The 23,201-nt window shown below is 53.3% G+C and carries 24 protein-coding genes and 1 tRNA gene; 17 read left to right on the top strand and 8 right to left on the bottom strand.

From position 1 onward, the window contains the following. Positions 1-99 precede the first annotated feature (99 nt). Genes B5F75_RS04970 through B5F75_RS04945 form a run of 6 tightly spaced genes read left to right on the top strand, consistent with a single transcriptional unit; the run spans position 100 to position 4,435 of the window. Positions 100-1,158 carry a M24 family metallopeptidase gene (locus tag B5F75_RS04970; protein ID WP_087288581.1) on the top strand — a complete coding sequence of 353 codons (1,059 nt, stop codon included), beginning with the start codon at positions 100-102 and terminating at the stop codon, positions 1,156-1,158. 4 nt (positions 1,159-1,162) lie between these two features. Further along, positions 1,163-2,227, top strand: a complete 1,065-nt coding sequence (locus tag B5F75_RS04965) for a M24 family metallopeptidase (RefSeq protein ID WP_087288577.1) — start codon at positions 1,163-1,165, stop codon at positions 2,225-2,227. Positions 2,228-2,258: 31 nt separating this feature from the next. Further along, on the top strand, positions 2,259-2,825 hold the full coding sequence (gene efp, locus B5F75_RS04960; protein ID WP_087288576.1) for an elongation factor P: 567 nt from the start codon (positions 2,259-2,261) through the stop codon (positions 2,823-2,825). Then, positions 2,825-3,295: a hypothetical protein gene (locus B5F75_RS04955; protein WP_087288574.1), complete on the top strand. Its 471-nt coding sequence runs from the start codon at positions 2,825-2,827 to the stop codon at positions 3,293-3,295. The genes efp and B5F75_RS04955 overlap by 1 nt, the downstream gene beginning before the upstream one ends. Then, positions 3,292-3,630 carry a DUF192 domain-containing protein gene (locus B5F75_RS04950; RefSeq protein WP_087288572.1) on the top strand — a complete coding sequence of 113 codons (339 nt, stop codon included), beginning with the start codon at positions 3,292-3,294 and terminating at the stop codon, positions 3,628-3,630. Before B5F75_RS04955 ends, B5F75_RS04950 begins: the two co-directional genes overlap by 4 nt. 37 nt (positions 3,631-3,667) lie before the next feature. Continuing rightward, entirely contained in the window at positions 3,668-4,435 is a 768-nt protein-coding gene (locus B5F75_RS04945; RefSeq protein ID WP_087288568.1) for a hypothetical protein, read from the top strand. Positions 4,436-4,685: 250 nt separating this feature from the next. On the opposite strand, the gene B5F75_RS04940 is transcribed toward B5F75_RS04945, so the two are convergent. The 3 genes from B5F75_RS04940 to metK are packed head-to-tail and all read right to left on the bottom strand — an operon-like array spanning position 4,686 to position 6,886. Continuing rightward, complete coding sequence (locus B5F75_RS04940; RefSeq protein WP_087288566.1) at positions 4,686-5,231, bottom strand: DJ-1/PfpI family protein; 546 nt, start codon at positions 5,229-5,231, stop codon at positions 4,686-4,688. Continuing rightward, positions 5,231-5,686 carry a C-GCAxxG-C-C family protein gene (locus B5F75_RS04935; protein ID WP_087288564.1) on the bottom strand — a complete coding sequence of 152 codons (456 nt, stop codon included), beginning with the start codon at positions 5,684-5,686 and terminating at the stop codon, positions 5,231-5,233. Before B5F75_RS04935 ends, B5F75_RS04940 begins: the two co-directional genes overlap by 1 nt. A 39-nt stretch (positions 5,687-5,725) precedes the next feature. Next, on the bottom strand, positions 5,726-6,886 hold the full coding sequence (gene metK, locus B5F75_RS04930) for a methionine adenosyltransferase (protein WP_087288562.1): 1,161 nt from the start codon (positions 6,884-6,886) through the stop codon (positions 5,726-5,728). An 83-nt stretch (positions 6,887-6,969) separates the two neighbouring features. On the opposite strand from metK, the gene B5F75_RS04925 reads away from it, so the two are divergent. Together B5F75_RS04925 and B5F75_RS07725 are read left to right on the top strand one after the other, a co-directional pair. Then, on the top strand, positions 6,970-7,740 hold the full coding sequence (locus B5F75_RS04925; RefSeq protein ID WP_087288560.1) for an exodeoxyribonuclease III: 771 nt from the start codon (positions 6,970-6,972) through the stop codon (positions 7,738-7,740). 145 nt (positions 7,741-7,885) lie between these two features. Then, on the top strand, positions 7,886-8,488 hold the full coding sequence (locus B5F75_RS07725; RefSeq protein WP_087288557.1) for a type IV pilin protein: 603 nt from the start codon (positions 7,886-7,888) through the stop codon (positions 8,486-8,488). Positions 8,489-8,716: 228 nt separating this feature from the next. Here the strand turns inward: B5F75_RS07725 and B5F75_RS04915 are convergent, their stop codons facing one another. The 3 genes from B5F75_RS04915 to B5F75_RS04905 are packed head-to-tail and all read right to left on the bottom strand — an operon-like array spanning position 8,717 to position 11,539. Continuing rightward, on the bottom strand, positions 8,717-9,583 hold the full coding sequence (locus B5F75_RS04915) for a VIT1/CCC1 transporter family protein (RefSeq protein ID WP_087288556.1): 867 nt from the start codon (positions 9,581-9,583) through the stop codon (positions 8,717-8,719). Positions 9,584-9,629: 46 nt separating this feature from the next. Then, positions 9,630-11,102, bottom strand: a complete 1,473-nt coding sequence (locus B5F75_RS04910) for a M20/M25/M40 family metallo-hydrolase (protein WP_087288554.1) — start codon at positions 11,100-11,102, stop codon at positions 9,630-9,632. After that, a complete protein-coding gene (locus tag B5F75_RS04905; protein WP_087288552.1) occupies positions 11,099-11,539 on the bottom strand; it encodes a DUF192 domain-containing protein in 441 nt (146 codons plus the stop codon). Before B5F75_RS04905 ends, B5F75_RS04910 begins: the two co-directional genes overlap by 4 nt. A gap of 112 nt (positions 11,540-11,651) precedes the next feature. Here B5F75_RS04905 and B5F75_RS04900 point away from each other — a divergent pair, with 112 nt between their 5' ends. The 9 genes from B5F75_RS04900 to B5F75_RS04860 all read left to right on the top strand — a co-directional run bounded on the left by B5F75_RS04900 (position 11,652) and on the right by B5F75_RS04860 (position 20,630). Then, complete coding sequence (locus B5F75_RS04900) at positions 11,652-12,632, top strand: ABC transporter ATP-binding protein (protein ID WP_087288551.1); 981 nt, start codon at positions 11,652-11,654, stop codon at positions 12,630-12,632. Continuing rightward, positions 12,629-13,606 (top strand): oligopeptide/dipeptide ABC transporter ATP-binding protein, encoded by a 978-nt coding sequence (locus B5F75_RS04895; RefSeq protein ID WP_087288550.1) that lies wholly within the window; start codon positions 12,629-12,631, stop codon positions 13,604-13,606. The genes B5F75_RS04900 and B5F75_RS04895 overlap by 4 nt, the downstream gene beginning before the upstream one ends. 10 nt (positions 13,607-13,616) lie before the next feature. Further along, complete coding sequence (locus B5F75_RS04890) at positions 13,617-14,768, top strand: M20/M25/M40 family metallo-hydrolase (RefSeq protein ID WP_087288547.1); 1,152 nt, start codon at positions 13,617-13,619, stop codon at positions 14,766-14,768. 18 nt (positions 14,769-14,786) lie between these two features. Beyond that, entirely contained in the window at positions 14,787-15,812 is a 1,026-nt protein-coding gene (locus B5F75_RS04885) for an ABC transporter permease (RefSeq protein WP_087288545.1), read from the top strand. Positions 15,813-15,814: 2 nt separating this feature from the next. Then, complete coding sequence (locus B5F75_RS04880) at positions 15,815-16,690, top strand: ABC transporter permease (RefSeq protein WP_087288542.1); 876 nt, start codon at positions 15,815-15,817, stop codon at positions 16,688-16,690. A 45-nt stretch (positions 16,691-16,735) separates the two neighbouring features. After that, positions 16,736-18,358, top strand: coding sequence for a class I adenylate-forming enzyme family protein (locus B5F75_RS04875; protein WP_087288539.1), 1,623 nt, complete (start codon positions 16,736-16,738; stop codon positions 18,356-18,358). Beyond that, positions 18,351-19,850 carry a tRNA nucleotidyltransferase/poly(A) polymerase-related protein gene (locus B5F75_RS04870; protein ID WP_087288536.1) on the top strand — a complete coding sequence of 500 codons (1,500 nt, stop codon included), beginning with the start codon at positions 18,351-18,353 and terminating at the stop codon, positions 19,848-19,850. The genes B5F75_RS04875 and B5F75_RS04870 overlap by 8 nt, the downstream gene beginning before the upstream one ends. A gap of 66 nt (positions 19,851-19,916) precedes the next feature. Further along, a tRNA-Gly gene (locus tag B5F75_RS04865) sits at positions 19,917-19,987 on the top strand. Between the two features lie 19 nt (positions 19,988-20,006). Next, positions 20,007-20,630 (top strand): hypothetical protein, encoded by a 624-nt coding sequence (locus B5F75_RS04860; RefSeq protein ID WP_087288534.1) that lies wholly within the window; start codon positions 20,007-20,009, stop codon positions 20,628-20,630. Between the two features lie 211 nt (positions 20,631-20,841). Here the strand turns inward: B5F75_RS04860 and B5F75_RS04855 are convergent, their stop codons facing one another. Together B5F75_RS04855 and galT are read right to left on the bottom strand one after the other, a co-directional pair. Beyond that, positions 20,842-21,450, bottom strand: a complete 609-nt coding sequence (locus B5F75_RS04855; protein WP_087288533.1) for a LexA family protein — start codon at positions 21,448-21,450, stop codon at positions 20,842-20,844. Positions 21,451-21,689: 239 nt separating this feature from the next. Continuing rightward, positions 21,690-23,195, bottom strand: a complete 1,506-nt coding sequence (galT, locus tag B5F75_RS04850; protein ID WP_087288531.1) for a UDP-glucose--hexose-1-phosphate uridylyltransferase — start codon at positions 23,193-23,195, stop codon at positions 21,690-21,692. Between the last annotated feature and the right edge of the window lie 6 nt (positions 23,196-23,201).

Below are 23,201 nucleotides of genomic sequence, written 5' to 3'. Positions count from 1 at the left end.
GAGCGGAATTCGCCCCTACGCGCGCGAAAACTTATATTGTACGCAGGGAGTTAAAATTGTATCATATACCTGTATAGTTGTTTTCCAAGGGGTGAACACATGGCTGAAAAAAATTACATGAACGAAAGATTTGCAAAACTCAAAAAATTGCTGCGCAAAAACAAACTGGACGGGTTTATCGTAACCAACAACCTGGATCAGTTCTATTTGACCAATTTTTTCTTTTACCCGAATGAAGCGGTGTTTTTGATTCACAAAAAAGGCGTTACCTGCTTTACGCGGGAACTGTATGTGGAATCCTTTGGAAAGTTTGCCCCGCAGATAGAAGTAATCGGGGATGAAAACCGCATCGTGTCCGCCATCGACAAAGCCCGCAAACTGGGGCTGGCCCGCCCGGGGTTTGACGCCGCCAAAGAAACCTATGTTTCCGGCGGTCTGCTGCGCGCCAGCGGATTTGTGGAAGCGGGCAGTTTAATTACCACCCTGCGCGAAAATAAAGACGCGGCGGAACTTAAACTGCTGCGCGAATCCAACCGCATTGCCTATTTGACGTACGAATATATTAAACCCCGCGTCAAAACCGGCATGACCGAATTTGAAGTAGCCGCCGAAATGGAACGCTTTATGCGCGCCCACGGAGCGACGACGACCTCCTTTTACACCATTGTGGCTTTTGGCGAAAACACCGCCAACCCGCACCACGAAACCAGCGCCCGCAAGCTCAAAGCCGAAGATGCGGTGCTGATGGATTTCGGCTGCGTGTACAAAGGGTATTGCTCCGATATTACGCGCAGCTGGTGGCACGGCAAAAAAGAGCCGGCCGAATATACCAAGATTTGGCACATTGTAGACAAAGCCCGCAAACAGGGGATTAAAGCGGTGGGCATCGGCGTGCCGACCAAGAAAGTGGACGCTACCTCCCGCGGCATTATCAGCGCGGCCGGCTACGGCCAGTACTTTACGCACGGCACCGGCCATGGCGTAGGTATTGAAATTCACGAAGATCCCTACAACAGCCAGCAGTCTGCGGCGATTTTGTCGGAAGGAAACATCGTAACCGTAGAACCCGGCATTTACTTGCCCGGCAAATACGGCGTGCGCTTGGAAGACACGGTGGCAGTAGCCAAGTCCGGCGCCAAAATTTTAACGAAGAAATAAGCGTATGGCAATTAAAAGTTTAGCTTCTCAAAGAATGGCGGATTTCCGCCGGGTGTTAAAACAAGCCGGTTTGGACGGCTATTTAACGGCAGCGCATTTGGAACAGCGTTACCTCTCCGGCATTGATTTGTATGACGGGGAAGCCGTTTTCCTCATTACGCCGCGCAAAGGCTATTGCATTACCAAACGCCTCATTGCCAGCAAGATGACGCCGGCCGCTTCGTTTTTGAAAACGGAAGTGGTTCCGTATGGCGGCATGTTGGAAGGCGCCCTGGCCAAAATCCAAAAATTGGGGCTTAAGCGGGTGGCTTTTGACCCGGCCTTAATTGATTTGGAACGCGGGGCAGGCTTGCTGAAAGCCGGCCTTTGCAAAACCTCCAGTTTGATTGGCGAAATGCGCATGGCCAAGTATGCCGATGAAGTGGCCAAATTGCGCAAAGCCTGCCAAATTGCCTGGAACTCGTTTGAAGAAGTAAAACCGCAAATCAAAACGGGCATGACGGAAGAAGACGTGCGCATTTTAATGGCTTTGGCCATGCACAAGCGCGGGGCGGATTCCATTCCGTTTAACATCGTTTGCTTCGGCGAAAACACGGCCGACGCGCATCATACGCCTTCCAAAACCCGTAAGCTCAAAGCCGAAGATGCGGTGCTGATGGATTTCGGCTGCTATTATGAAGGCTATACGTCGGATATGACGCGCAGCTGGTGGCACGGCAAGAAAGAGCCGGCCGAATATACCAAGATTTGGAACATTGTAGACCAGGCCCGCCAGGCAGGCATTAAAGCCTTGCGTGCGGGCGTAAGCGCGGGCGCGGTGGATGCCGCGGCGCGCACCGTGATAGAAAGAGCCGGGTACGGAAAAGAATTTTTCCACACCACCGGTCACGGAATTGGACTTCAGGAACACGACCGCCCGATTTTGCGTGCGGGCGCGCCGGACGTACTGGAAGAAAATTTTGTGGTTACCATAGAGCCCGGTATTTACTTTGACGGGCGCTGGGGAATACGCTTGGAAGACAGCTTTTTAGTTACCAAGAACGGTTCCAAAAAATTAACGCAGAAATAATTTCGGGCTGCTGCCCACAAAGAGGTATAACATGTTAAGTACTACTGAATTTCGCGAAGGACTTATTTTTGAAGACGAAAACGGTCAGTTGGTGGAAATCATCGAATTCCAGCATCACCGCAAAAGCCAAGCCCGCGCCGTGGTGCGCGTGAAACTGCGCAACATCAATACCGGCGCCGTGATTGAAACCGCCTACCGCCCCGAAGACAAATTTAAAGAAGTGGAAGTGGAAAAACGCCCGTTCCAGTATCTCTATACCAACGGCGATATGGCCACCTTCATGAATACCGAAACCTACGACCAGGTGGAAGTGGAAGTAAAAAAACTGGGCGATTTGACCAAATACTTAAAAGACAATATGGACGCCATCGGCATTTACATCAACGACAAACTCTTCAACGTGGAATTGCCGATTAAAGTTCCGCTCAAAATCGCCTCCACCGTTCCCGGCGTAAAAGGCGACACCGTGGCCAACACCACCAAAGAAGCCACGCTGGAAACCGGCGCGGTGATTAAAGTGCCGCTTTTCATCAACGAGGGTGACACCGTGCTGGTGGACACCCGCACCGGCAACTATGTAGAACGCGTGGCCGCGTAATGTTTTTTCGGCGCACGGCCTTAACGATAGCGGCTTTGTTCGTTTCGGGCGGGCTGTGCGCATTTGATGTGCAGTATGGTTCTTTCTTTGCCGTTCACGATGTATCCGTAGAAGACGGACGGCCCGTTTTGCCGCTGGCCCGCGGAAAATACGCCAACGTGCGTATGCTGGATGAGGAAACTTTTTTCTTTGTGAAAAATTGCTCCGGCAACTGCCGCCAGCCCGCCGTTTCGGCGGATGCCCGGATTGTTGAAATGCGCGCCGCACAGACGCGCGCGGATATGTGGATTGCGGACGTTTCCTTCGGCGGGCAGTGGCTGATTACGTTTTTAATTTTTAAAAATCCGACCGGTTACCGTGTGATTGAGCCGGAACATTTTTCTTTTTTAAATGACTCGCTTCAACAGCGCGTACGGCAAATGCTCTTCGCCCGTGCCGCGCAGGAAGCGGCCCCTAAGGAACAAAAATGAAGTGTACGTTAAAACGCACCGGCGAAGTGCTGGCTAAGGAGGTAGAAATAGCCAACACCTATTTTACCCGACTCAAAGGGTTGATGTTTCGCCGCGGGCTGGAGCCCGGGAAAGGGTTGTTGCTGGATCCCTGCCCGCAAATTCACACGTGTTTTATGCGTTTTAACATTGATGCCGTTTTTTTTAATAAAGACGGGTTGGTATTATATGTAGCCGAGCAAATGAAACCGTGGCGTTTTGGCCGGTTTGTGCGCGGCTCGCGCTATACGCTGGAACTGCCAGGCGGTACATTAGCCGGGCGGGTAAAAAAAGGCGACGAAGTCCTTTTGTCGTAAAAGGGCGTACGGTCACAATTTAATTTGAGGAAAACAAATGAATATAAAAGGAATATGGGCGGCGCTTGCCGTTGTGTTGTTGGGCGTTTCCGGCGCGTCGGCCCGGAACATTTGGGACGATTTCAGCGCCAACGTAACGCGCGATAACGTCCGCGCGTTTACCAAAGACTTGGGCGGGCTGATCGGCTCGGGCACGTATACCACGGGGCGCATTTTGGGCTGGGGCGGCTTTCAAATCGGGCCGCGCGGCAGTATGGTTTTTCGGATGAGCCAAGGCAACGGCGCGGATTATGCTACCAAACAGCACACCGCGTTGGGCGACCGCGATGAAGTGGGGGAAGTTTTTTATCCGTGGTTGCAGGCCGATATCGGGATGCCGTTTCGCATTGACGGGTTTATCCGCGCCAGCAGCTACCAAGGGCTGACGATTGCAGGCGGCGGCCTGCGCTGGGGGATTACGCGCCCCAGTGAAGTGTTGGGCTCCTTCCAGCCGATGCTGGTGGTGGCCGCGCACAGCGCCAGCGCGCGGGATTTTTCGGCCACGCATTATAACGCCAGCTTGGTATTGTCGATGAAGTTTAAATACTTTGTGCCGTACATCGGCGGCGGGGTGGATTATACCACGCTGAACATTAACCAAGCCCAGCTGGACGCTACGCTGGAAGGCGAAAGCGAACACGCCGCCACGGCGCGTGCCACGGTGGGGTTCAACTTCAAACTGCCTTCGTATATGGATTTAAGTTTGGCCGCCAACTATGCCTATTACGGGTTGGGGGCGGAAGCCTCGCTGACGCTGCGGTTTTAAAAGCGAAAGTTTAGAACAATCAGGCCGGGAATTTTTCCCGGCCTTTTTTATTGGGAAAAATGTATCTGCTGACAAAAGGGGGGATTGTTTCCCTGCCCGGGAGGCAACAATACGGATTTCCCGTTGGGGCCCGGTTGGGGCGCGCCGTTTTCGCGGGGAGGGGGAGAAGGCGAGAAGCGGATAGAAGGCGTTTTTTAAAAGAAAACCACCCGAAGGGTATTTCTTCGGGTGGTTTTGGGTGGTGTGAAGATTAATTTCCTTTATAATAGATGGCTTTTTTGGTTTGGTCGGCCACGGTTTTGCCGGCGGCGTCTTCCAAGACGAGGAAAGCAAAGTCAATCGTCGCCGCGGCGGATTTGCCGGAAATAATGTTGCCGTCTTTTACGGCGTAATCTTCGCAGTAGGTGCCGCCAAAATCTTCATTCATGGAAGTAAAGCAGGTGTAGCGGCGGCCTTTTAAATAGCCGTCGTGGCCCAGAATGGTCGGCCCGGCGCAGATGGCGGCCACGGTTTTGCCGGCGTCCATAAACTGCTTAATCAGCGCGTGCACTTCCGGGCTGGCTTCCAGGGCCTTGTACTGCGCCCCGCCGGGGATGACGAGCAGGTCATATTGGGCGGCGTCCAGCTTGGAAAACGGCAGCAGTTTCGTGCAGGTTAAACCAAAGCGGCCGGTGGCGTCCTTATCCAACAGCGAGTAAATATCCACCGTCACGCCGCCGCGGCGCAAAATGGCAAAGGTGCCCACGGCTTCTATTTCTTCAAATCCGTCCGTTACAATCATGCAAATTTTTTTCATTATTCTTCCTCCGGATGTCTTTCTTCATACGGCTCAAATTGGCCGGGGAACAGGAAATCCTCCACGATGCGTGCACAATCGGCCACGCAGCCGCGGCAGGATCGCAGGCGGTCGGTCTTTCCGTCCGTTCCGCGCAGGAGCGCGCAGCAGGAGGAGGTGTTCCAGTCCTCAAATTTTTGAATCATTTTGTTGCCCAACTCAAAGGTGGAAAACTTGGACGCGGGGGCCTGTAGGTTGGCGTCGCTGTTTTTAAGGCCGGCCAGCATCATCATCGCGCAGACGGAGCCGCACGTTTCGTAGCGTTTGGCAATGCCCAGCCCGTAGGCTTCCACGGCGCGGAAGGCGGTTTTTTCGTCCATGCCCAACAGGTCGCAGTACGTACACGCGACGGCTTGGGCGCAGTTGTAACCCTGTTTGTGTTTGTTTTTGGCTTCTTGTACTCGTGATTTCATCATAATGGCAAAAAGCCCCGCCGCGCGGGCGGAGCTTTTAAATTATTTGGCGGCTTTTTGAAGCGCGCTTACCTTGTCGGTCGCTTCCCAGGGGAATTCTTTGCGTCCGAAATGCCCGAAAGAAGCGGTGGCAAGATAAATGGGATTTCTGAGTTTAAAATACTCAATAATTCCCCGCGGCGTAAGCGGGAAAAGCTTGCGTGCAATTTGGGCCAGTTTTTCATCGGGGATGACGCCCGTCCCGTCGGTATCCACGTAGAAGCCGACCGGTTCCTCCCGCCCGATGGCGTAGGCGATTTGCACCGTGCATTCGTGGGCCAGCTTGGCGGCCACGATGTTTTTGGCGATGTAGCGCGCCATGTAGGCGGCGGAGCGGTCTACCTTGGTTGGGTCTTTGCCGGAGAAGGCGCCGCCTCCGTGCGGGCAGCGGCCGCCGTAGGTGTCCACGATAATTTTGCGGCCGGTAAGCCCCGTGTCGGACTGGGGGCCGCCGATTACAAATTTGCCGGTGGGGTTGATGTAGATTTTGGTGTCTTTATCAATCCATTTTTTAACGGCGGGAATAATGGCCGCGGCTTCAATTTCTTTTTTGGATTTTTCGGTAATTTTGCTGCCGGAGCGGTCTAAAATTTCTTCGGTGTGCTGGGTGGAAACGACGATTGTGTCCACGCGCACGGGTTTGCCGTCTTGGTATTCCACGGTTACCTGGCTTTTGGCGTCGGGCCCCAGGTAAGGCAGCATTTTGGTGCGGCGGGCTTTTTCCAGATTTTTCAAAATTTCGTGCGACAGCACCAGCGACAGCGGCATATATTCCAGTGTTTCGTCCACGGCATATCCCACCATCAGCCCTTGGTCGCCCGCGCCGCCCACATCCACCCCTTGGCTGATGTCGGGCGATTGCTTGCCGATGACGTTAATCACCGCGCAGGTTTTGTAGTTAAAGCCGTATTTGGCGTCGTCGTAGCCGATGTTTTTAATCACATCGCGCGCGATTTGTTCCACATCCACCCACGTGCGGGTGGTAATTTCGCCGCCCACGATGACGAGCCCCCTCGTGATATACGTTTCGCAGGCTACGCGGGCGGTTTTGTCTTTCTTTAAAATTTCGTCCAAAATAGCGTCGGAAATTTGATCGCAGACTTTGTCCGGGTGGCCTTTGGAGACGGACTCGGAGGTAAAAAAGCATTTTCCTTGTTTAATCATAGTACGGACTCCTGACGCCGTTTTGAGGGGAAGCGGCAGATTTAATTTATAATATATTATACCATTTCAAATAAGAGGGCCAAATGAGCAAAACATTTATTTCGTGGAACGTAAACGGCATCCGCGCCGCGGAGAAGAAAGGGTTTTTGGATTTTCTGTCTTCCTGCGGGGCGGATATCTTGGCCGTGCAGGAAACGAAAGCCTGCCCCGAGCAGCTTTCCGCCGCTTTGCAAAATCCGCCGGGCTATCACGCGTTTTATTGCTGTGCCGAGCGGAAGGGATACAGCGGGGTGGCGTGCTTTTGCAAGGAGAAACCGCTGGCGGTTTCGTGCGGGCTTGGCGTGGAAGAGTTTGATAAGGAAGGCCGCACGCTTATTTTGGAGTATCCGCATTTTTATTTTTTAAACATCTATTTTCCCAACGGCGGGCAGGGGGAAGCGCGCATTGCGTTTAAACTGCGCTTTTACGAACGGTTTTTGGAAAAGAGCAAAGAACTTTTTAAAACGGGCAAAACCGTGATTGCCTGCGGGGACGTGAACACCGCCCACCGGGAAATAGATTTGGCGCGCCCCAAAGAGAATGCGGGCGTAACGGGATTCCTGCCCGAAGAACGCGCTTGGTTAGACCGCTTTTTTACGGAAGGCTATACAGACGCGTACCGCGCGTTTGAAACCTCCGGCGGGCATTACACTTGGTGGGATTACAAAACCCGCGCGCGCGAGCGCAACGTGGGCTGGCGGATTGATTATTTTATGGTGGACGAAAAATCGCTGCCTAACGTAACGGGGGCGGACATCTTAACCGATGTAACGGGTTCCGACCATTGCCCCATCCGCCTGCGGATGAATATATAAGGAGCATAACGGAGCAACAAGCGGTTTAAAAAATAGGAACAAAACGGGTCTTGATTCTTTTTCCGATTTTTGTTACATTTAAGGTACGGGCTGAAAAGGGTGTATAAAAATCTTTTCAGGCCGTTATAAAAAAGGAGATAAAGCTATGAATAATAAGAAGGGTTTCACCCTGATTGAATTGCTGGTAGTCGTCTTGATTATCGGCATCTTGGCCGCCATGGCCATGCCCGCTTACTTCAAAGCGGTGGAACGCGCCCGCGCGGCTGAAGCCGATACCATGATTGGTACCGTCGTCAACGCTCAACAGCGCTACAAAATGAAAACCGGTAAATATGCCCAGAACTGGACCAGCTTGGACGTTGCTCCGGCCAATGCCACGGCTACTGCCGTGTATTGCACCAAAGGCACGCAGGCGGCTAACTGCGGTGGTCAGAATGCGTTTGAAATCACCTTGTACGGAACTTCCGCTGCTGATCAGAACACTTCCGGTGTAATCGCCAAACGCGTAGGTACGGGTCAATATACGTATACCTTGGAAAAATTGTATGATTCCACCGATACGCCTTACTGCGTACCCGGCACCGCTCCGGATGATGCGGCGTTCTGCATGGAATACCACGGTGTAGAAACGGCGGGTGACTTGCCTTATACGAAAAATCCTCAGGGTACCGGACAGGGTGCTTCTGCGTGGCCGAGCGGCTATAAAAAACCGGCTGGCACTGGCGCTGCTGCTGGCGGCGGCCACTAAGCTTCTGCTTACACAAGTTTTACCCGCTCCCGAATTTCGGGAGCGGTTTTTTTATGCCTTCTTAGGCAGGGGCCGCGTGCGCCGCTTTGCACCGGCAAGGCGGCAATCCTTAGGGTGCGGCCGTGCCCACGCCCCTGCAGGGTCTCTGCATCGCCGGGCGAAAGATCCCTTTTAAGCAAACAAAAAACCGCGCCGTTTTACGGGCGCGGTTTTTGAAAAGAGGGGGAATCAGGCTTCTATCCCCGTAAACGTTTTTAGTGCAAATCCGATTAAAAAGCTTACCGCCGCCACGCCAAAACTCAAACACGTCATTTCAATAAAGCGGTGTTTAAAGTTTTCGCCCCGCGCCACGGAATAGTAAAACATAAACCCGGCAATTAACAGAAGCGCAAAAAACAACATCAGCCCCAGCGCCGCAAACACATTGTTCAGGCATGCAAACGGCGCCACCAAGAGGGCCACCGTAATCACGTACGCCCCGCCCGTGTACACGGCGGCTTTTACGGGGTGTTTGCCGGCGTCTTGCTCGGTTTTGGAAGACAAATACTCCGACGATGCCATAGACAGCGCCGCCGCAATACCCGTAATTGCGCCCGTCAGCGCGATGAGCTTGCTGTTGGAAAGCGCCAGCGTGAACCCCGCCAGCGCGCCCGTAAATTCCACCAGCGCGTCCGACAGGCCCAAAATCACCGAGCTCATATACGCCAAGCGCTCTTCGTTAATCAGCGCAATCAGTTTTCCTTCGTGCGCGTCTTCTTCCTCGGCCAGTTGGGCGATGCGGGGGTACTCCGTAAACGCGCGGTACGTGCCCGAGGCGTGGTGCTCGCCCGATTCCATTAATTTAATGGCAAACGTAAGCCCCAGGGTGCGGGCCAAAAAGGAATACCAAACGATTTTAAAACGGTCGGGCACGGCGGCAACGCCCGTTTCGCTTTTAATTAAATCGTAGTGGCGTTTCTCATCGGTGGAAAGCGTTTCCAGCACGCGGCGGTTTTTTTCGTTTTTTTCGCGCGCGGCAAGTTGCTTGTAAATATGGTATTCCGTAATTTCGTTGCGGGAAAATACTTCTAAATTATTTTTGGTTTCTGCTAGCATAGTATCCTCATTCAAATACCCGGCCGGGCCGGGAAAATAAAACGGGTTAGTTTTGGGGGGTGTTTTCCGTGGGGGGTGCGGGCGTTTGCTGCTGGGGCGTCAGCGGCAATAAGTCCTTGCCGTAGGCAAAGTCAAACACGATGCCCGCAATAAACTGCAGTTGGTTGTACAGGTCTTTTTCGCTGATAAATTCATCGGGCGCGTGGGCGGAATTTTCCGCCAGCGGATCCATATCCGGCCCCAGGCCGTAGGTAATCACGCCCAGCTTGCGCAAGAATTCACTGTCGCCCGACGCCGGACTCATGCCCGGCACGGTAATGGCGCCGGGGAAAAGCTTTTGGGCCGTTTTGGAAATGGAGGCAAACAGCTCGTCCGTTCCGTCCATCGGGGTCGGGAAGGGCGTTTGCGGGCGTTCCAGCATTTCCAGCGTGATGTTGTCCTCTTCCGTAAACAGGTTTTTTAAACGGTCAAAAAATTCATCCGGGTCGGATCCCGGCAGCAGGCGCACGTTTAAAATGGCGCTGGCTTCGCCGCTGGCGGAGCCGGTGTCTTTGCTGGCGGAAAGGACGGTGGGGTTTAGCGTGTCTTTAAGCTGGGTTCTAAAGAAAGGGTCTAACGCCATTACTTCGGCGGCGGATTGGCTGTTTTGCGGGGTGCCGTTTAGCAAAAAATCAATGGTGGTTTGGCCGTCTTCATCCTGCAGGGGGGCGATGGCCTTAAAAAAGGTGCGCGCGGTGGGCGTCAGGCGGGCGGGCGGGTTGTAGGCGGCGATTTTGGCCAGCGCCTGCGAAAGCAGATAGACGGCGTTGTCGTTTACCGGCATGGAAGAATGCACCCCCGTGCCGTAGGCCGTTACTTTGATGTCCATATACATTTTGGTGGAGGCTTCGGCAAACACAATGTCCGCCCCGCCGCGGTTTTTGATAATGCCGCCGCCTTCGTTTAAGGCGTAGCCGGGGTTGATTTTGTCCCAATGGGCGCCGCCCAGCCACAGAAGGCCGGTTTCACTGCCGGATTCCTCGCCGGAGGTGGCCAAAAAAATCAGGTCGCGCGCGGGCGTTATTTTTTGGTCTTTTAGCCACGTAAAAAGCGCCAAATAGACGGCGGTATAATTTTTGGCGTCCGTGGCGCCCAGGCCGTAGATGTTGCCGTTTTCGGCCGTGGCTTTGAAAGGGGGATAAATCCACCCCTCGGCGGCGGGGGCGGTGTCTAAATGGGAAATAAGCAAAAGCGGTTTTTGGGAGGGGTCGCTTCCTTTGATGCGCGCCATCAGGTTGGCGCGGCCTTGGCTGGGGATAAAAATATCCCAGTCTATGCCGTGTTTGTTAAATTCTTTATAAATGTAGCGCGCGGCGGAAAGTTCGTCCGGCTCCGGCAGGGACGTGTCTATGTTTAAGAGGTTGATTAAGTGGCGTTTGGCTTCGGCGTTCAGCGCGGCCCAGCCGTCGTTTTCCTGCGCCTGCGCCGAAAACGACAACGCCCAACATGCCAACCCGATTGCCAGTATGCGTTTTATCATTTGTCCGCCAGCTCAAAGTGAAGTTCCGCCCCGGCTTCCACCCCGTGCTTTTGGGCGGTTTTGGCCGCCAGCTCCAGCACGTATTGCCCGTACCCCAGGGCATAGGCTACTTGGCTGTCGGGCGTGTAGGTATAGGAATGGGGCACCTGATGGGCTACGGACGTAACCCGCTTGTCCGAGCCGATAAATACCATATCCAAATCAATCAGCGTGTTTTTCATCCAGAAGGCTTGTTCTTCGTCTTGTTCAAACACAAAAAGCATACCCTCGTTTTCGGGCAGTTTTTTTACAAACATCAGCCCTTTTTCCTGCTTTTGGGGCGTATCGGCCACGCGGGCGCGCACGGCAAAGCCGTCCGGCAGGGTAACCGTAACGGTTTCGTACCCGCCGCAGGCGCACAGCAAAAGAAGGCTTAGCAAACACGCAAGATGTCTCATATATATAAGTGTAGCAAATTCCCCGCCGCCGCGGTACCTGCGGCGGGGCTTTTACGGGGGAAATGACGGGTTTTCTATAGGGAATTTCTTCTAAATTGGTATAATACAAAAGATGACTTGTTCCTCCGAACCCATTTTGGAAGTGCGCAATTTACACATAGACTTCACTACCGAAGAAGGCCGCCTGCCGGTGCTTTGCGGCCTGTCGTACGCGTTGCCCAAGGGGCGCGTGCTGGCGGTGGTGGGGGAATCCGGCAGCGGAAAAACGGTGCATGCGCTGTCTGTCTTGCGCCTCTTGCCGCCCAACGCGCACGTGAGCGAAGGGGAAATTTGCTACAAAGGCCAAAACCTGGCCTTGCTTTCGGAAGGGGAACTGCGCCGGATACGGGGCGGGAAAATTTCCATGATTTTCCAAGATCCCGCCGCCAGCTTAAACCCGGTGCTTACAATTGGCCAACAACTGACGGAAACCCTGCTGGCGCACCGCAAAATCTCCAAGGAAGAGGCCCGGCGCCAAGCGGCCCGGCTGTTGGAAAAAGTAGGTATTGTCGGTGCCGCCAAACGGCTGGAGGAATATCCGTTTCAATTTTCGGGCGGGATGTGCCAGCGCGTGATGATTGCCATGGCTCTGGCCCTTTCGCCGGACGTTCTGATTGCCGACGAACCAACCACCGCGCTGGACGTAACGGTACAGGCTCAAATTTTACGGCTGATTAAACAATTGCAGGCCGAAAGCGGCATGTCGGCCGTGTTTATTACGCACAACTTGGCGGTGGCCGCCGCCGTGGCCGATGAGGTGCTCGTGCTGTATGCCGGGCGGTGCATGGAACAGGCGCCCGCCGAACAACTTTTTAAAAATCCGCTTCATCCCTATACGCAGGGGCTGCTGAATTCGCTGGCGCCGCTGCACCAAAAGGTAGACGAACTGCCCGTTATCGCCGGGCATCCGCCGGTGCCGGGGAAAACGCAAGCCGGCTGCCCGTTTGCGCCGCGCTGTCCGTTTGTGTCGGAAAAATGCCGGAAAAGCTGCCCGCCGCTGTTTGAAGAAAACGGGCGGAAAACACGCTGTTGGCTGCGGGAGGTGCACGCATGAGCGTCCCCGTGCAGATTACCCATTTGTACAAAACGTACACGCGCCGCCGCTGGATAGGGAAAAATTGGGAAAAACCCGTTTTAAAAGACATCAGCCTGACGCTGGAAGAAAACCATGTGTTGGGGCTGGTGGGCGAATCCGGCTGCGGCAAAAGCACGCTTTGCAAGGTGCTTCTGGGCATTGAAAAACCGACTTCCGGCCAAGTGCTGGCGGACGGAAAAGACGTGGCTGTGCTGTCCAAAAGCGAATTTAAGAAATTGCGCCGGGTGATGCAGGTGGTGTATCAAGACCCTTACTCCAGCCTGGATCCGCGCATGACGGTGCGCCAGATTTTAAGCGAGCCGCTGGAGATACACGGCCTTAAAAAAGAGCCGCGGGAGCGGGACGCTTTTTTGAAGGATTTGCTGGCGGCGGTCGGCCTGTCCGACACGCAGCTGGAGCGTTACCCGCATGAATTTTCCGGCGGGCAGCGCCAGCGCATTTGCATTGCACGGGCCTTGGCGCTGGATCCCAAAATTTTAGTGGCGGACGAGCCCGTCTCCGCGCTGGATGTGTCGGTGCAGGCGCAAATTTTAAATTTACTTAAAAAAATTAAAACCCAGCGGCATTTGTCTATGATTTTTGTAACGCACGATTTTGCCGTGGCCCGCTTTTTATGCGATGATATCGCCGTGATGTACCAAGGCCGCATCGTAGAGAAAGCCCCCGCCGAGGAACTGTTTCTCCACCCGCAGCACCCGTATACGCGGGCGCTTCTTGCGGCGGTACCTTCGGTACAGAGGCCCCGGCTGCACCCGGAAGAGCTGGCGGAAGCGCCTGGCCGGACAGATTGGGCCTGCCCGTTTGCCGCCCGCTGCGCCTATGCCCAAGCTTCGTGCAAAAGCAACCGTTTTGAATTGAAAGAAATTTTTCCGCGTCACGCCTGTGCGTGCGGCGTGCTGCCGTTTGCGACGGAGAAAAAGAAATCCGCCTGATAGGAGCTGTATGATGAAACTAAACCAACAACGTTTGATTGATACTTTTTTGGAGCTGGTGCAGATAGACAGCGAGTCTTTTCATGAAAAAAAGATTCACGGTTTTTTGGTGTCCCGCTTAAAAGAACTGGGCTGCCGCGTGTATGTGGATAAAGCCGGTTCCGCGTACAACACGGACGCGCCGGGCAACATTATCGCTTTTCTGCCCGGAACGGCCAAAAGCAAGCCGGTGGTGCTGTGCTCGCATATGGACACGGTGGTGCCGGGCAAAGGGGTAAAACCCGTAGTCAAGAAAGATTGCATCACTTCGGACGGAACCACTATTTTAGGCGCGGATGACAAAGCCGGCCTGGCCATTATTTTGGAAGTGCTGCGCACCTTAAAAGAGCAAACGCAAGTGCCTTATCCGCCGGTGGAAGCCGTTTTTACGCTGACGGAAGAAACCGGCATGCAGGGCGCCAAAAATTTGGACTATAAAAAAATCAAAGGGCGGGAAGGGCTGATTTTGGATAATGAAGAAGTCACCGAACTGTTGGTGCAGGGCCCGGCCGTAAATACCATTGAAGTTTGGATAAAAGGGCTGGCGTCGCACGCGGGCGTCTGCCCGGAAAAAGGCATTTCCGCCTTGGAAGTGGCGGCCTATGCTTTGTCGCAGATGAAACTGGGCCGCGTGGATAAAGAAACCGTGGCCAATTTTGGCGTAGTGCAAGGCGGAAAAGTAACCAATGTGGTGATGGATGAAGTGTATTTAAAAGGGGAGGCCCGCAGTTTAAGCGACGCCAAACTGGCCAAACAAACCGCCCATATGAAAGCGTGTTTTGAAAAAGCCGTCAAACATTTTACGAAGAAAATTGACGGCAAAGTGCATAAACCGCAAGTTAAATTTGTGCCTTTCAAGCGCTATCCGGCCGTTAATGTGCCCCGCAACAACGAAATGGTAAAAGACATTTTGTCCGCGGCCAAAAAGTTGGGCGTGCGGGTGCGGGCCGCAGCGTCCGGCGGCGGCTGCGACGCCAACGTGTTAAGCGGGTTTGGCTTTACCTTGCCAAACTTGGGCGTAGGCTGCCGCAACTGCCATACGCTGAAAGAAAAATTAATCTTAAAAGAATTCTTCCAGGCGTTTGAAATTACGCTCGCGGCGGTGCTGGCGTACCGGAAATAAAAGGAGAGTCCGGCAGGTATGTTGAACTACATTGTCAGAAGACTGTTGCTTTTGCCCCTGGTGGTGTTGGGGGTAACGTTCCTGCTGTTTTTTCTGACTCAGCGCCTAAGCCCGGAAATGCGCGCTTCCCTGTATGTAAAAGATCCGCGCCAAATGGGCGCGCTGGAAGAAGTCATCCGCCAATACGGCCTGCGGGACAATGTGTTTAAGCAATACGGCCGCTGGCTGGCCAACGTGGCCCAAGGCGACTTGGGCTACAGCCCCAGCGCCAATATGCCGGTTGCGCAAGCGATTAAAGAATATCTGCCCGCCACCATTCAGCTGGCGTTTATCACCATTTTGTTTGTAGTCTTTTTTGGCGTCTGGTTTGGCAGCGCCTCGGCCGTGCATAAAGACAAATGGCAGGACATCGTGGCGCGGCTGGTGTCGGTGGGGGGGTTCTCGCTTCCGATTTTCGTGCTGGGGCTGATTTTGCTGATGATTTTTTACGGCAAACTCGGCTGGTTTGCGCCCGGCGGCTATTCCGTGCAGACGGATATGATTATCCACGGCGGCGCGTTTAAAACCTATACCGGGTTTTTGCTGGTGGATTCTTTGTTAAACGGCAATTTGCGCGTGTTTGGCGATGTCCTTTCTCACCTGGTACTACCGGCGGTTACGCTGTGCATCGGCTCGTTTGCCCTGATGGTGCGGGTCATGCGATCGAGCATGCTGGAAGAATTGAATAAAGACTATGTCCGCACCGCCCGCGCCAAAGGCCTAACCCAATGGCAGGTGGTATACAAACACGCCGGCAAAAACGCCATTATCCCCGTCATTACGCTGGCCAGCATTCAATTTATCCGCCTCTTGGGAGGGACGGTTATTGTGGAAACGATTTTTGATTACCCCGGCATCGGGCGCTTTGGCGTGATTGCCGCCCAGCAATTGGATATTGCAGGCATTTTGGGATTTTCGTTAATGGTGGCGGTGTTGTTTGTGCTGGGAAATTTGCTGTCGGATATTCTCTACACGGCGGTGGATCCGCGCATCCGTCTGGAATAAATATGCTAAACGACCGTATTTTAAAACGCATCTATACCAATAAAACCTCGCTGTTCGGGTTGATTATCGTGGTGTTTTTCTTGCTGGTGGCGTTGTTTGCCCCGGTGCTGGCGCCGGTGCAAAATTCCAACAATCCTTATCAGCTGCCGCAAAAAAGCTACCAAATTGCGCCCCAGCCTCCCTCTGCGCAGAACTGGTTCGGCACCACCGAACAGCAGTACGATTTGTACTACGGCGTGGTGTGGGGGACGCGGCTTGCGTTTAAAATCGGATTGACGGTTACCTTTTTTGCGTTTTTAATCGGCTTGTTTGTCGGCGGCGTGGCGGCGTATTTCGGCGGGAAAACGGACGAAATTTTAATGCGCCTTACGGATATTGTGTTTGCGGTGCCGTCTTTGGTCTTGGCGATGGTAATTGCCGCGATGCTGGGGCCGGACATCAAAAATATGATGATTGCGCTGACGGCGGTGGCGTGGCCGTCGTATGCAAGGCTGGTGCGGGGGGATATCCTGTCGGTCAAGCAGCGCGATTACGTAACGGCGGCGCGCACCTTGGGCGCGCGCGGCCCGCGGATTTTGCTGCGCCATATTTTGCCTAACGCCATTTATCCGTCGGTCGTGGTGGCCAGTTTGGATATCGGCTATGTGGTGCTGACGGCGGCCTCTTTATCGTTTTTAGGCTTGGGCGCCCAGCCCGGCACGGCCGACTGGGGACAGCTGATTGCCATGGCGCGCAACTGGGTGCTGGGTACGCCGGGCCATCCGTTTGCCTATTGGTATACGGTGGCGGCGCCGGGCGGAGCGATTTTTATGTTTGTACTGGGCTGGAACTTGCTGGGAGATGCGTTTCGGGATATTTTAGACCCCAGACAGGCCTAATATATACTAAAATGAAGGAAACAACCCTATCATCAAGAGGTGCTTATGATTCGCCGTAAAGATTTGTATACCGCTTTAGCTGACAGTGCTTTCCGCTTTCCGGACAAAATTGCGTTGGTGGAAGCCGGCACCGAAAAAAAAGTCTCTTATCACGAATTATTAATGCAGGTAGACCGCGCCGCCGATATGTTTTTTGAACACGGCATCCGCAAGGGCGACCGCGTGGCCGTGGCGCACCGCAACGCCATTGATACGGTGGTGGCCAATTTCGGGCTGTATAAATTGGGGGCGGTATGCATTCCCATGAATTTTATGGTTACCAAGCCGGAAGAAATTGAATACATTTTAAACAATGCCGGCGCAAAAGCGGTGGTCACGCAGGCGGAGTTTATCCGCCACTATGTAAAATGTTTGCCCCAGCTACCGACGGTGGAATATATCTTTTCCACGGACGAAATCCCCTCTTCCGCAGCGGGCAACCCCAAACTGCAGCTTTTTTGGGAGCAAATTGAAAAATCCACCGTACACGAAGAAACGGCCTCGGCCAATGCGGGGCTGGAGGACTTGGCTTTTATTCTCTACACTTCCGGCACCACGGGCCTGCCCAAAGGCGCCATGCTTACGCACGGCAATTTGGCTTCCAACGTGATTTCCTGCGCACAAATTTTTAAAATTACCGACGACGATTGCTTCTTGTGCCTGCTGCCGATGTTCCACTCGTTCGCGTGGACGACGTGCGTCGTCATCCCGATGTATTTAAATTTAAAAGTGGTCATTGTGGCCAACGTCATGCCCGCCAGCAAATGGCTGGGCGCGATGGGAGCGGAAAAAGTAACCGTCATTTTGGCGGTGCCGCAGATTTATGCGGTGCTTTCCAAGGAAGCCAAGGGCCTCAAGCGGCTGTATTTGCGGTTCTGGCCGTTTAAGAATGTGCGTTTTGCCGTGTCGGGCGCGGCGCCGCTGACGCAGGAAATTAAAGACCGGTTTGAAGAAAAAATCGGCGTGCCGATTTTGGAAGGATACGGCCTGACCGAAACGAGCCCGGTGGTCAGCGTCAACACCGAAGAACTGCAAAAAATCAAATCCGTCGGCCCGGCGATTCCGGCCGTCAGCACCATTGTGCTGGACGACGACGGCAACGAAGTGCCCCGCAACAAAGAAGGCGAGCTGTGCATCAAAGGGCCCAACGTCTTCCGCGGTTATTGGGGCAACGAAAAAGACACCCGCGACGCTTTTACCGAAGACGGTTGGTTTAAAACGGGCGACATCGTGGAAGTGGATGATGACGGGTTTATTTTCATCAAAGACCGCAAGAAAGACATGATCATCATCAAAGGGCTGAAAGTATTTTCGGCGCAGGTGGAAGCCGTCATCTGCGAGCACCCGGGCATTGAAGAATGCGCCATCATCGGCGTGCCGGACGGGCGCGGCGGCGAGTTTGTAAAACTCTATGCCGTTAAAAAAGAAGGCGCCCAGATTGACGAGGCCGAATTTAGAAAATTTTTGAAAACGCATTTGGACAATTACAAACGCCCGCGCGATTTTGAATTTGTGGACGCGCTGCCCAAAAATGCGCTTCGCAAAGTACTCAAACGCGAACTGCGCAAAGATGCCGTAGCCAAACTGGCTGCCCGCGGGGCGGCCGCGGCGGAGGAACACGTTGCTTGAGCTGGCGCAGATTCTAAAAGAAGTGATGCCGCAGGCCCATTATGTGGGGGGCATTGTACGCAGCAGTTTGCTGCGGCGGCCGTCTTCGGATATAGACATCACGCTGCCGGCGGCCGACGTACCCGCCGCCGCCAAAGCCTTGGGCCGCCGTCTCAAAGCGGCCGTGTTTGAAATGGACGCCGAACTGGGCGTTTGGCGGGTAGTTACCCACAAAGAAAAAATTCAAATTGATTTAACCGCCTACCAAGGAAAAGATTTAAAGGCCGATTTGCTGCGCCGGGATTTTACGTTTAACGCGCTTGCTTATCCGGTGGCGGCGCTTCCCCAGATTGTCATCACGCCGCGCAAAAACGAGACGGCGCATATCCTTCTTAAAAAAATCCGCCGAAAAGAAATTGTGGACTTTTCCCACGGGCTGGACGATTTGGCCGCCAAGGTAATTGACCGCAATCATCCGCACGTATTCAAAGACGATCCCCTGCGCATGCTGCGGGCGTTTCGCTCGGCGGCGGAACTGGGGTTTACGATTTCCAAGCGCACCTTATTGCAAATTAAAAAAGACCATGCCCTGATTGTCCGCTCCGCCGGCGAACGCGTGCATGAAGAATTAGACCGCCTGTTTGCCACGTCTAAAGCGTACGAAAATTTACGGGTAATGGATCAATGCGGGTTGCTGACGGCTCTTTTCCCGGAATTGGAAGCCCAGCGCACCTGTGCGGAAGTGTATTACGGCAAAGGCGGCGTATTAAAGCATACACTGGCCGTGTTTCAGCGGATGGAATACCTGCTGGATCACTTGGCAAAAGCGTTCCCCAAATACGCTAAAAAACTGGCGCCGTACGCCCGCAATAAGCCGCTTTATAAAATGGCGGCGCTCTTGCACGATATCGCCAAACCGGCTACGGCTAAAGTAATGGGCGACCGCCTGCGGTTTTTTTATCACGAAGAACAAGGCGCCAAAATGGCCAAAACCGTGCTGGAGCGGCTGCACTACAGCCGGGCGGATATGCGGCTTATTTGTGCGATGATTGGCGAGCATCTGCGCCCGTCCAACCTAGCCAGCAACGACGTTATTACCGACCGGGGCGCCTATCACTTTTTTCGCGACTTGGGCGAGGCCGCCCTTCCGATGCTTCTTTTGTGCTGGGCCGATTACGCCAGCTATGTAACGGACGCCCAGCTGCGGCGCATTATGCCCAAAAGCGCCCTGCCGATGATGACAATCGCCCAAGCGCAAAAAACGGCCAATATCGGCAAAACCCTGCGGCATATGCAGGTGCTGTCTTTGTTATTTAAAAAATTTTTTGATACGCCTAAAAAAATCGCTCCCGCCCGCCTGATTACCGGGCGGGACGTGATGGACGCCCTCTCCCTGCCGCCCAGCCCCAAAATCGGCGCAATTTTAGAAGCCGTTTCGCTGGCACAGGTGGAAGGGAAAGTCCGTTCCAAAGAAGATGCGTTGGCGTTTATCCGGCAGCTGCCTATAAAATAATTTTTTGGCAAAAGGTATGTACAGACGGACAAAACTTTGCTAAAATAAATGTGCGGTATCCGCTATGCGGGCGTGGTTCAATGGTAGAATGGAAGCTTCCCAAGCTTTAGACGAGGGTTCGATTCCCTTCGCCCGCTTTTTTTATCAGGAACAATTATGGAAAACGAAAACCTGGATTTGGACATTAAACCGGCCGGAAACAAAGATTTGTGGCTGTTTTTGATTATCGTAGATATCATTTTTTTGTGCGTGTTCGGGTTTTTTCTCTACAAGCACTTTTCTGCTCGTTTGTTTGACGCGCCGGCCGCTGCGGCCACGGTTGAACAAACCGAAGTGGTGGAAGTCCCTGAAATTTCGGAAACGGATGTGGTAGCCGGCACGGAAGCGATTGTGGTAGAATCGGTGGCGGCGGCGCCTGTTTCCAACGAAGAACTGGAAACCAAGCCTGCCCCGGTAAAAGAGCCGGAAGTAAAACCGGCCGAACAAACCCAGCCGGCGGCCGCGCAGGAAAAGAAGGAAAGCATTGTTGTTAAGGTAAACCCCAAGAGCAAATACCGCCGGGTTACCTTCCGCTGGTTTGGCGAAGGGAACAAAGTTTCCGTCGTCAGCGGGTTTACGATGGCCAAACCCAAACCGCTTAAAAAACGCGGCGATTATTGGGAAACCACTTTGTCTATCGCTCCGGGCACCTACAAGTTCCTGTATGTGGTGGACGGCAAAAACAAGCTGGATCCCTATTCGGAAGAGAAAGACGGACGTTCGCTCCTAGTCATAGAATAAATTTGATGTTTTTAAAAAGCCCCGCTTTGGCGGGGCTTTTTTTATGCACGGGAATTGGGCGCAATGTTGGCGTGAACGGCTAAAAGGGCCTGACAAATGCCGCAGGAGGGAGACCTTTGAGCAAATAAACCGGGGCCGCTTTTTTGCGAGCGGCCCCGGTGAGGTTACGACTAATTGCCCCGGGTTTCGGCGCCCGGAACAAGCAGGAAAACTAACAGCTGACGCTGCGCTTGATAATGCTGCGCACGATCCCTTCCACGTGGAAGGAATCCCGGTCTGCAATAATGGGGTTATACTGCGGATTTTCGGACTGTAAAATCACGTTTTCGCCGTCTTTGGTAAAACGTTTGACCATTACTTCCCCGTTGTTTACGCACACCACCACATCTTTGTTTTTGGGGCTATGGTTTTGCTCCACAATCAGCCAATCGTGCGGGGCAATCAGCGTTTGCATGGAATCGCCTTTAGCCTCCACCATAAAGCCTTTGCAGGCCGGAAAATAAATCATACTGGGATCCACCGGCACAATGCGCGTGGGGGTACCGTCTAAAAGGGTGCCTTCCGGGCCGCATTTGGCCATGCCGTACATTTTTAAATAAATGACGTTTTTCTCCGGGTCTTTTAAAATAATATAGTCGCGCGGGTTGGCCGGGTTGCGTTTTAAGTAGCCTTTCTTTTCCAACTGCTTAATGTGGTGAAACACCACGCTTTTGGCGCTTAAATTCAAGCGGTCGGCCAATTCTTCCATCGTCAACGGATCGGAGATGTTGGCCTTTAAAATTTCCAACAGTTCGGCTTGCTTGGGGTGCAGGGCTTTCATCGCGGCCTCCTTTAACGATTTTTTTTGTTCTATATTTTGTTCTATAAATTTTAGATACGGATGTCAACTGTATTTTACGTTTAGCCAGCTTTTGCGGAGATGAAAAGGGGTGTTAGAGTCGTACCAAACAGCGGGGAATACAAAAAATGGGGCCTTATCATGACTGTGGAGAAATAGCCAAAAGAAATTTGCATACAAAAACCCCGTCTAAAAAGACGGGGTTTTTGATAGCGGGCCGATTAGAGTTTTTTAATAAACCGCTCAAAGGCGGCTTTGCCTTCGGGCGTCCGTTTGTATACGCCGGCGTATTCCAACACGCGGGCAAACACTTTGCCCACTTCGGTGCGCAGAATTTCGGCCGTGTTCCTGGCGGTAAACGCATATTTTTTAAGCAGTTCTTCCGCCCAAGGCGCGTGTTTGGAAAGGCTTTCGTCTTTCCAAATGGCGGCCAGATCTTTTTTGATAAGCGGCGCTTCCAAGGCTTTTAATTCTTTGGCAAGCCGTGCCGGCAGCACCGCCAGCCCCATAACTTCAATCAGGCCGATATTTTCCTTTTTAATATGGTGCACTTCGGCGTGGGGGTGGAAAATGCCCATCGGAAATTCTTCCGTGGTGCGGTTGTTGCGAAGCACGATGTCGAGCTCAAAGGCCTTGCCGCGGCGGCGGGCGATGGGCGTGACGGTGTTGTGCGGCGTGTCGCCTGTTTTGGCTAAAATATCCGCCTTGGGGTCGCTGTAAGTGCGCCATTTTTTAAGGATGTATTCCCCGGCTTCGATAAGGTCTTTTTTAGAGCCGTTTAGGCGGATGACGCTCATCGGCCATTTGACGATGCCCGCCTTCACGCGCGGGAATTTTTTAAGTTTAAAGGTTTGCTCCACCGGCGCTTTTTCCATGGCAAACACATACCGCCCGCCTTGGAAATGGTCGTGCGTCAAAATAGAGCCGCCTACGATGGGCAAATCGGCGTTGGAGCCGATGAAATAATGCGGCAGAAAATCCACAAAATTAAGCAGCCGCTCAAAACTTTTGCGGGTCAGTTTCATCGGTTCGTGCCGGTCGGAGAGGAAAATGCAGTGTTCGTTATAATACACATACGGCGAATACTGCAGATACCACGGTTTGCCGTCTTTTAACAAATCCAGCGGCACCAGCCGCAGGTTTTGGCGGGCCGGATGATTCACGCGCCCGGCGTAGCCCTCGTTTTCCTTGCACAAAAGGCACGGCGGGTAAGAAGACGCTTTTACCGTAAGGGCGGCGGCGATGTCCTTGGGGTCTTTTTCCGGTTTGGACATATTGATGGTAATATCCAAGCTGCCGTAAGGCGTGCGGGCTTTCCAGGCCAGGTTTTTGGCCACGCGTTCGGTGCGGATGTAGTCCAGCGCGCGGGCGTCGTGGTAGAATTTATCGGTAGCGGCTTTGGGGCTTTTTTTATAGAGCGCAAAAAATTCGTCCGTTACCGCCGAAGGCTGGCGGGCAAACACGCCCATCAGCTTGGTGTCAAACAAATCCCGCATGGTTACCGTGTCGGGCGAGATGAAGCCTTGTTGGGCGGCCCAGTCGCAGATATTTTTTAAAATTTCACACGGATAGGGCGGCGTTTTGCCGCTAAAGCCGCTGGGGGTATAGTCGGATAAATGCAGAATATCCAACAGTTGGTTTACCGCCCAGGCGCGGTCGCGCGCGGGCAGGAGTTTTTCGTTTACGGCAAAAGCGATTAATTGATCTATCAGCAGGTTAATATCCATACGGGC

The organism is Elusimicrobium sp. An273 (genome assembly GCF_002159705.1).
In the GTDB taxonomy this organism is placed as follows: Bacteria; Elusimicrobiota; Elusimicrobia; order Elusimicrobiales; family Elusimicrobiaceae; genus Avelusimicrobium; species Avelusimicrobium gallicola.
This window is presented reverse-complemented; position numbering and strand designations above follow the sequence as displayed.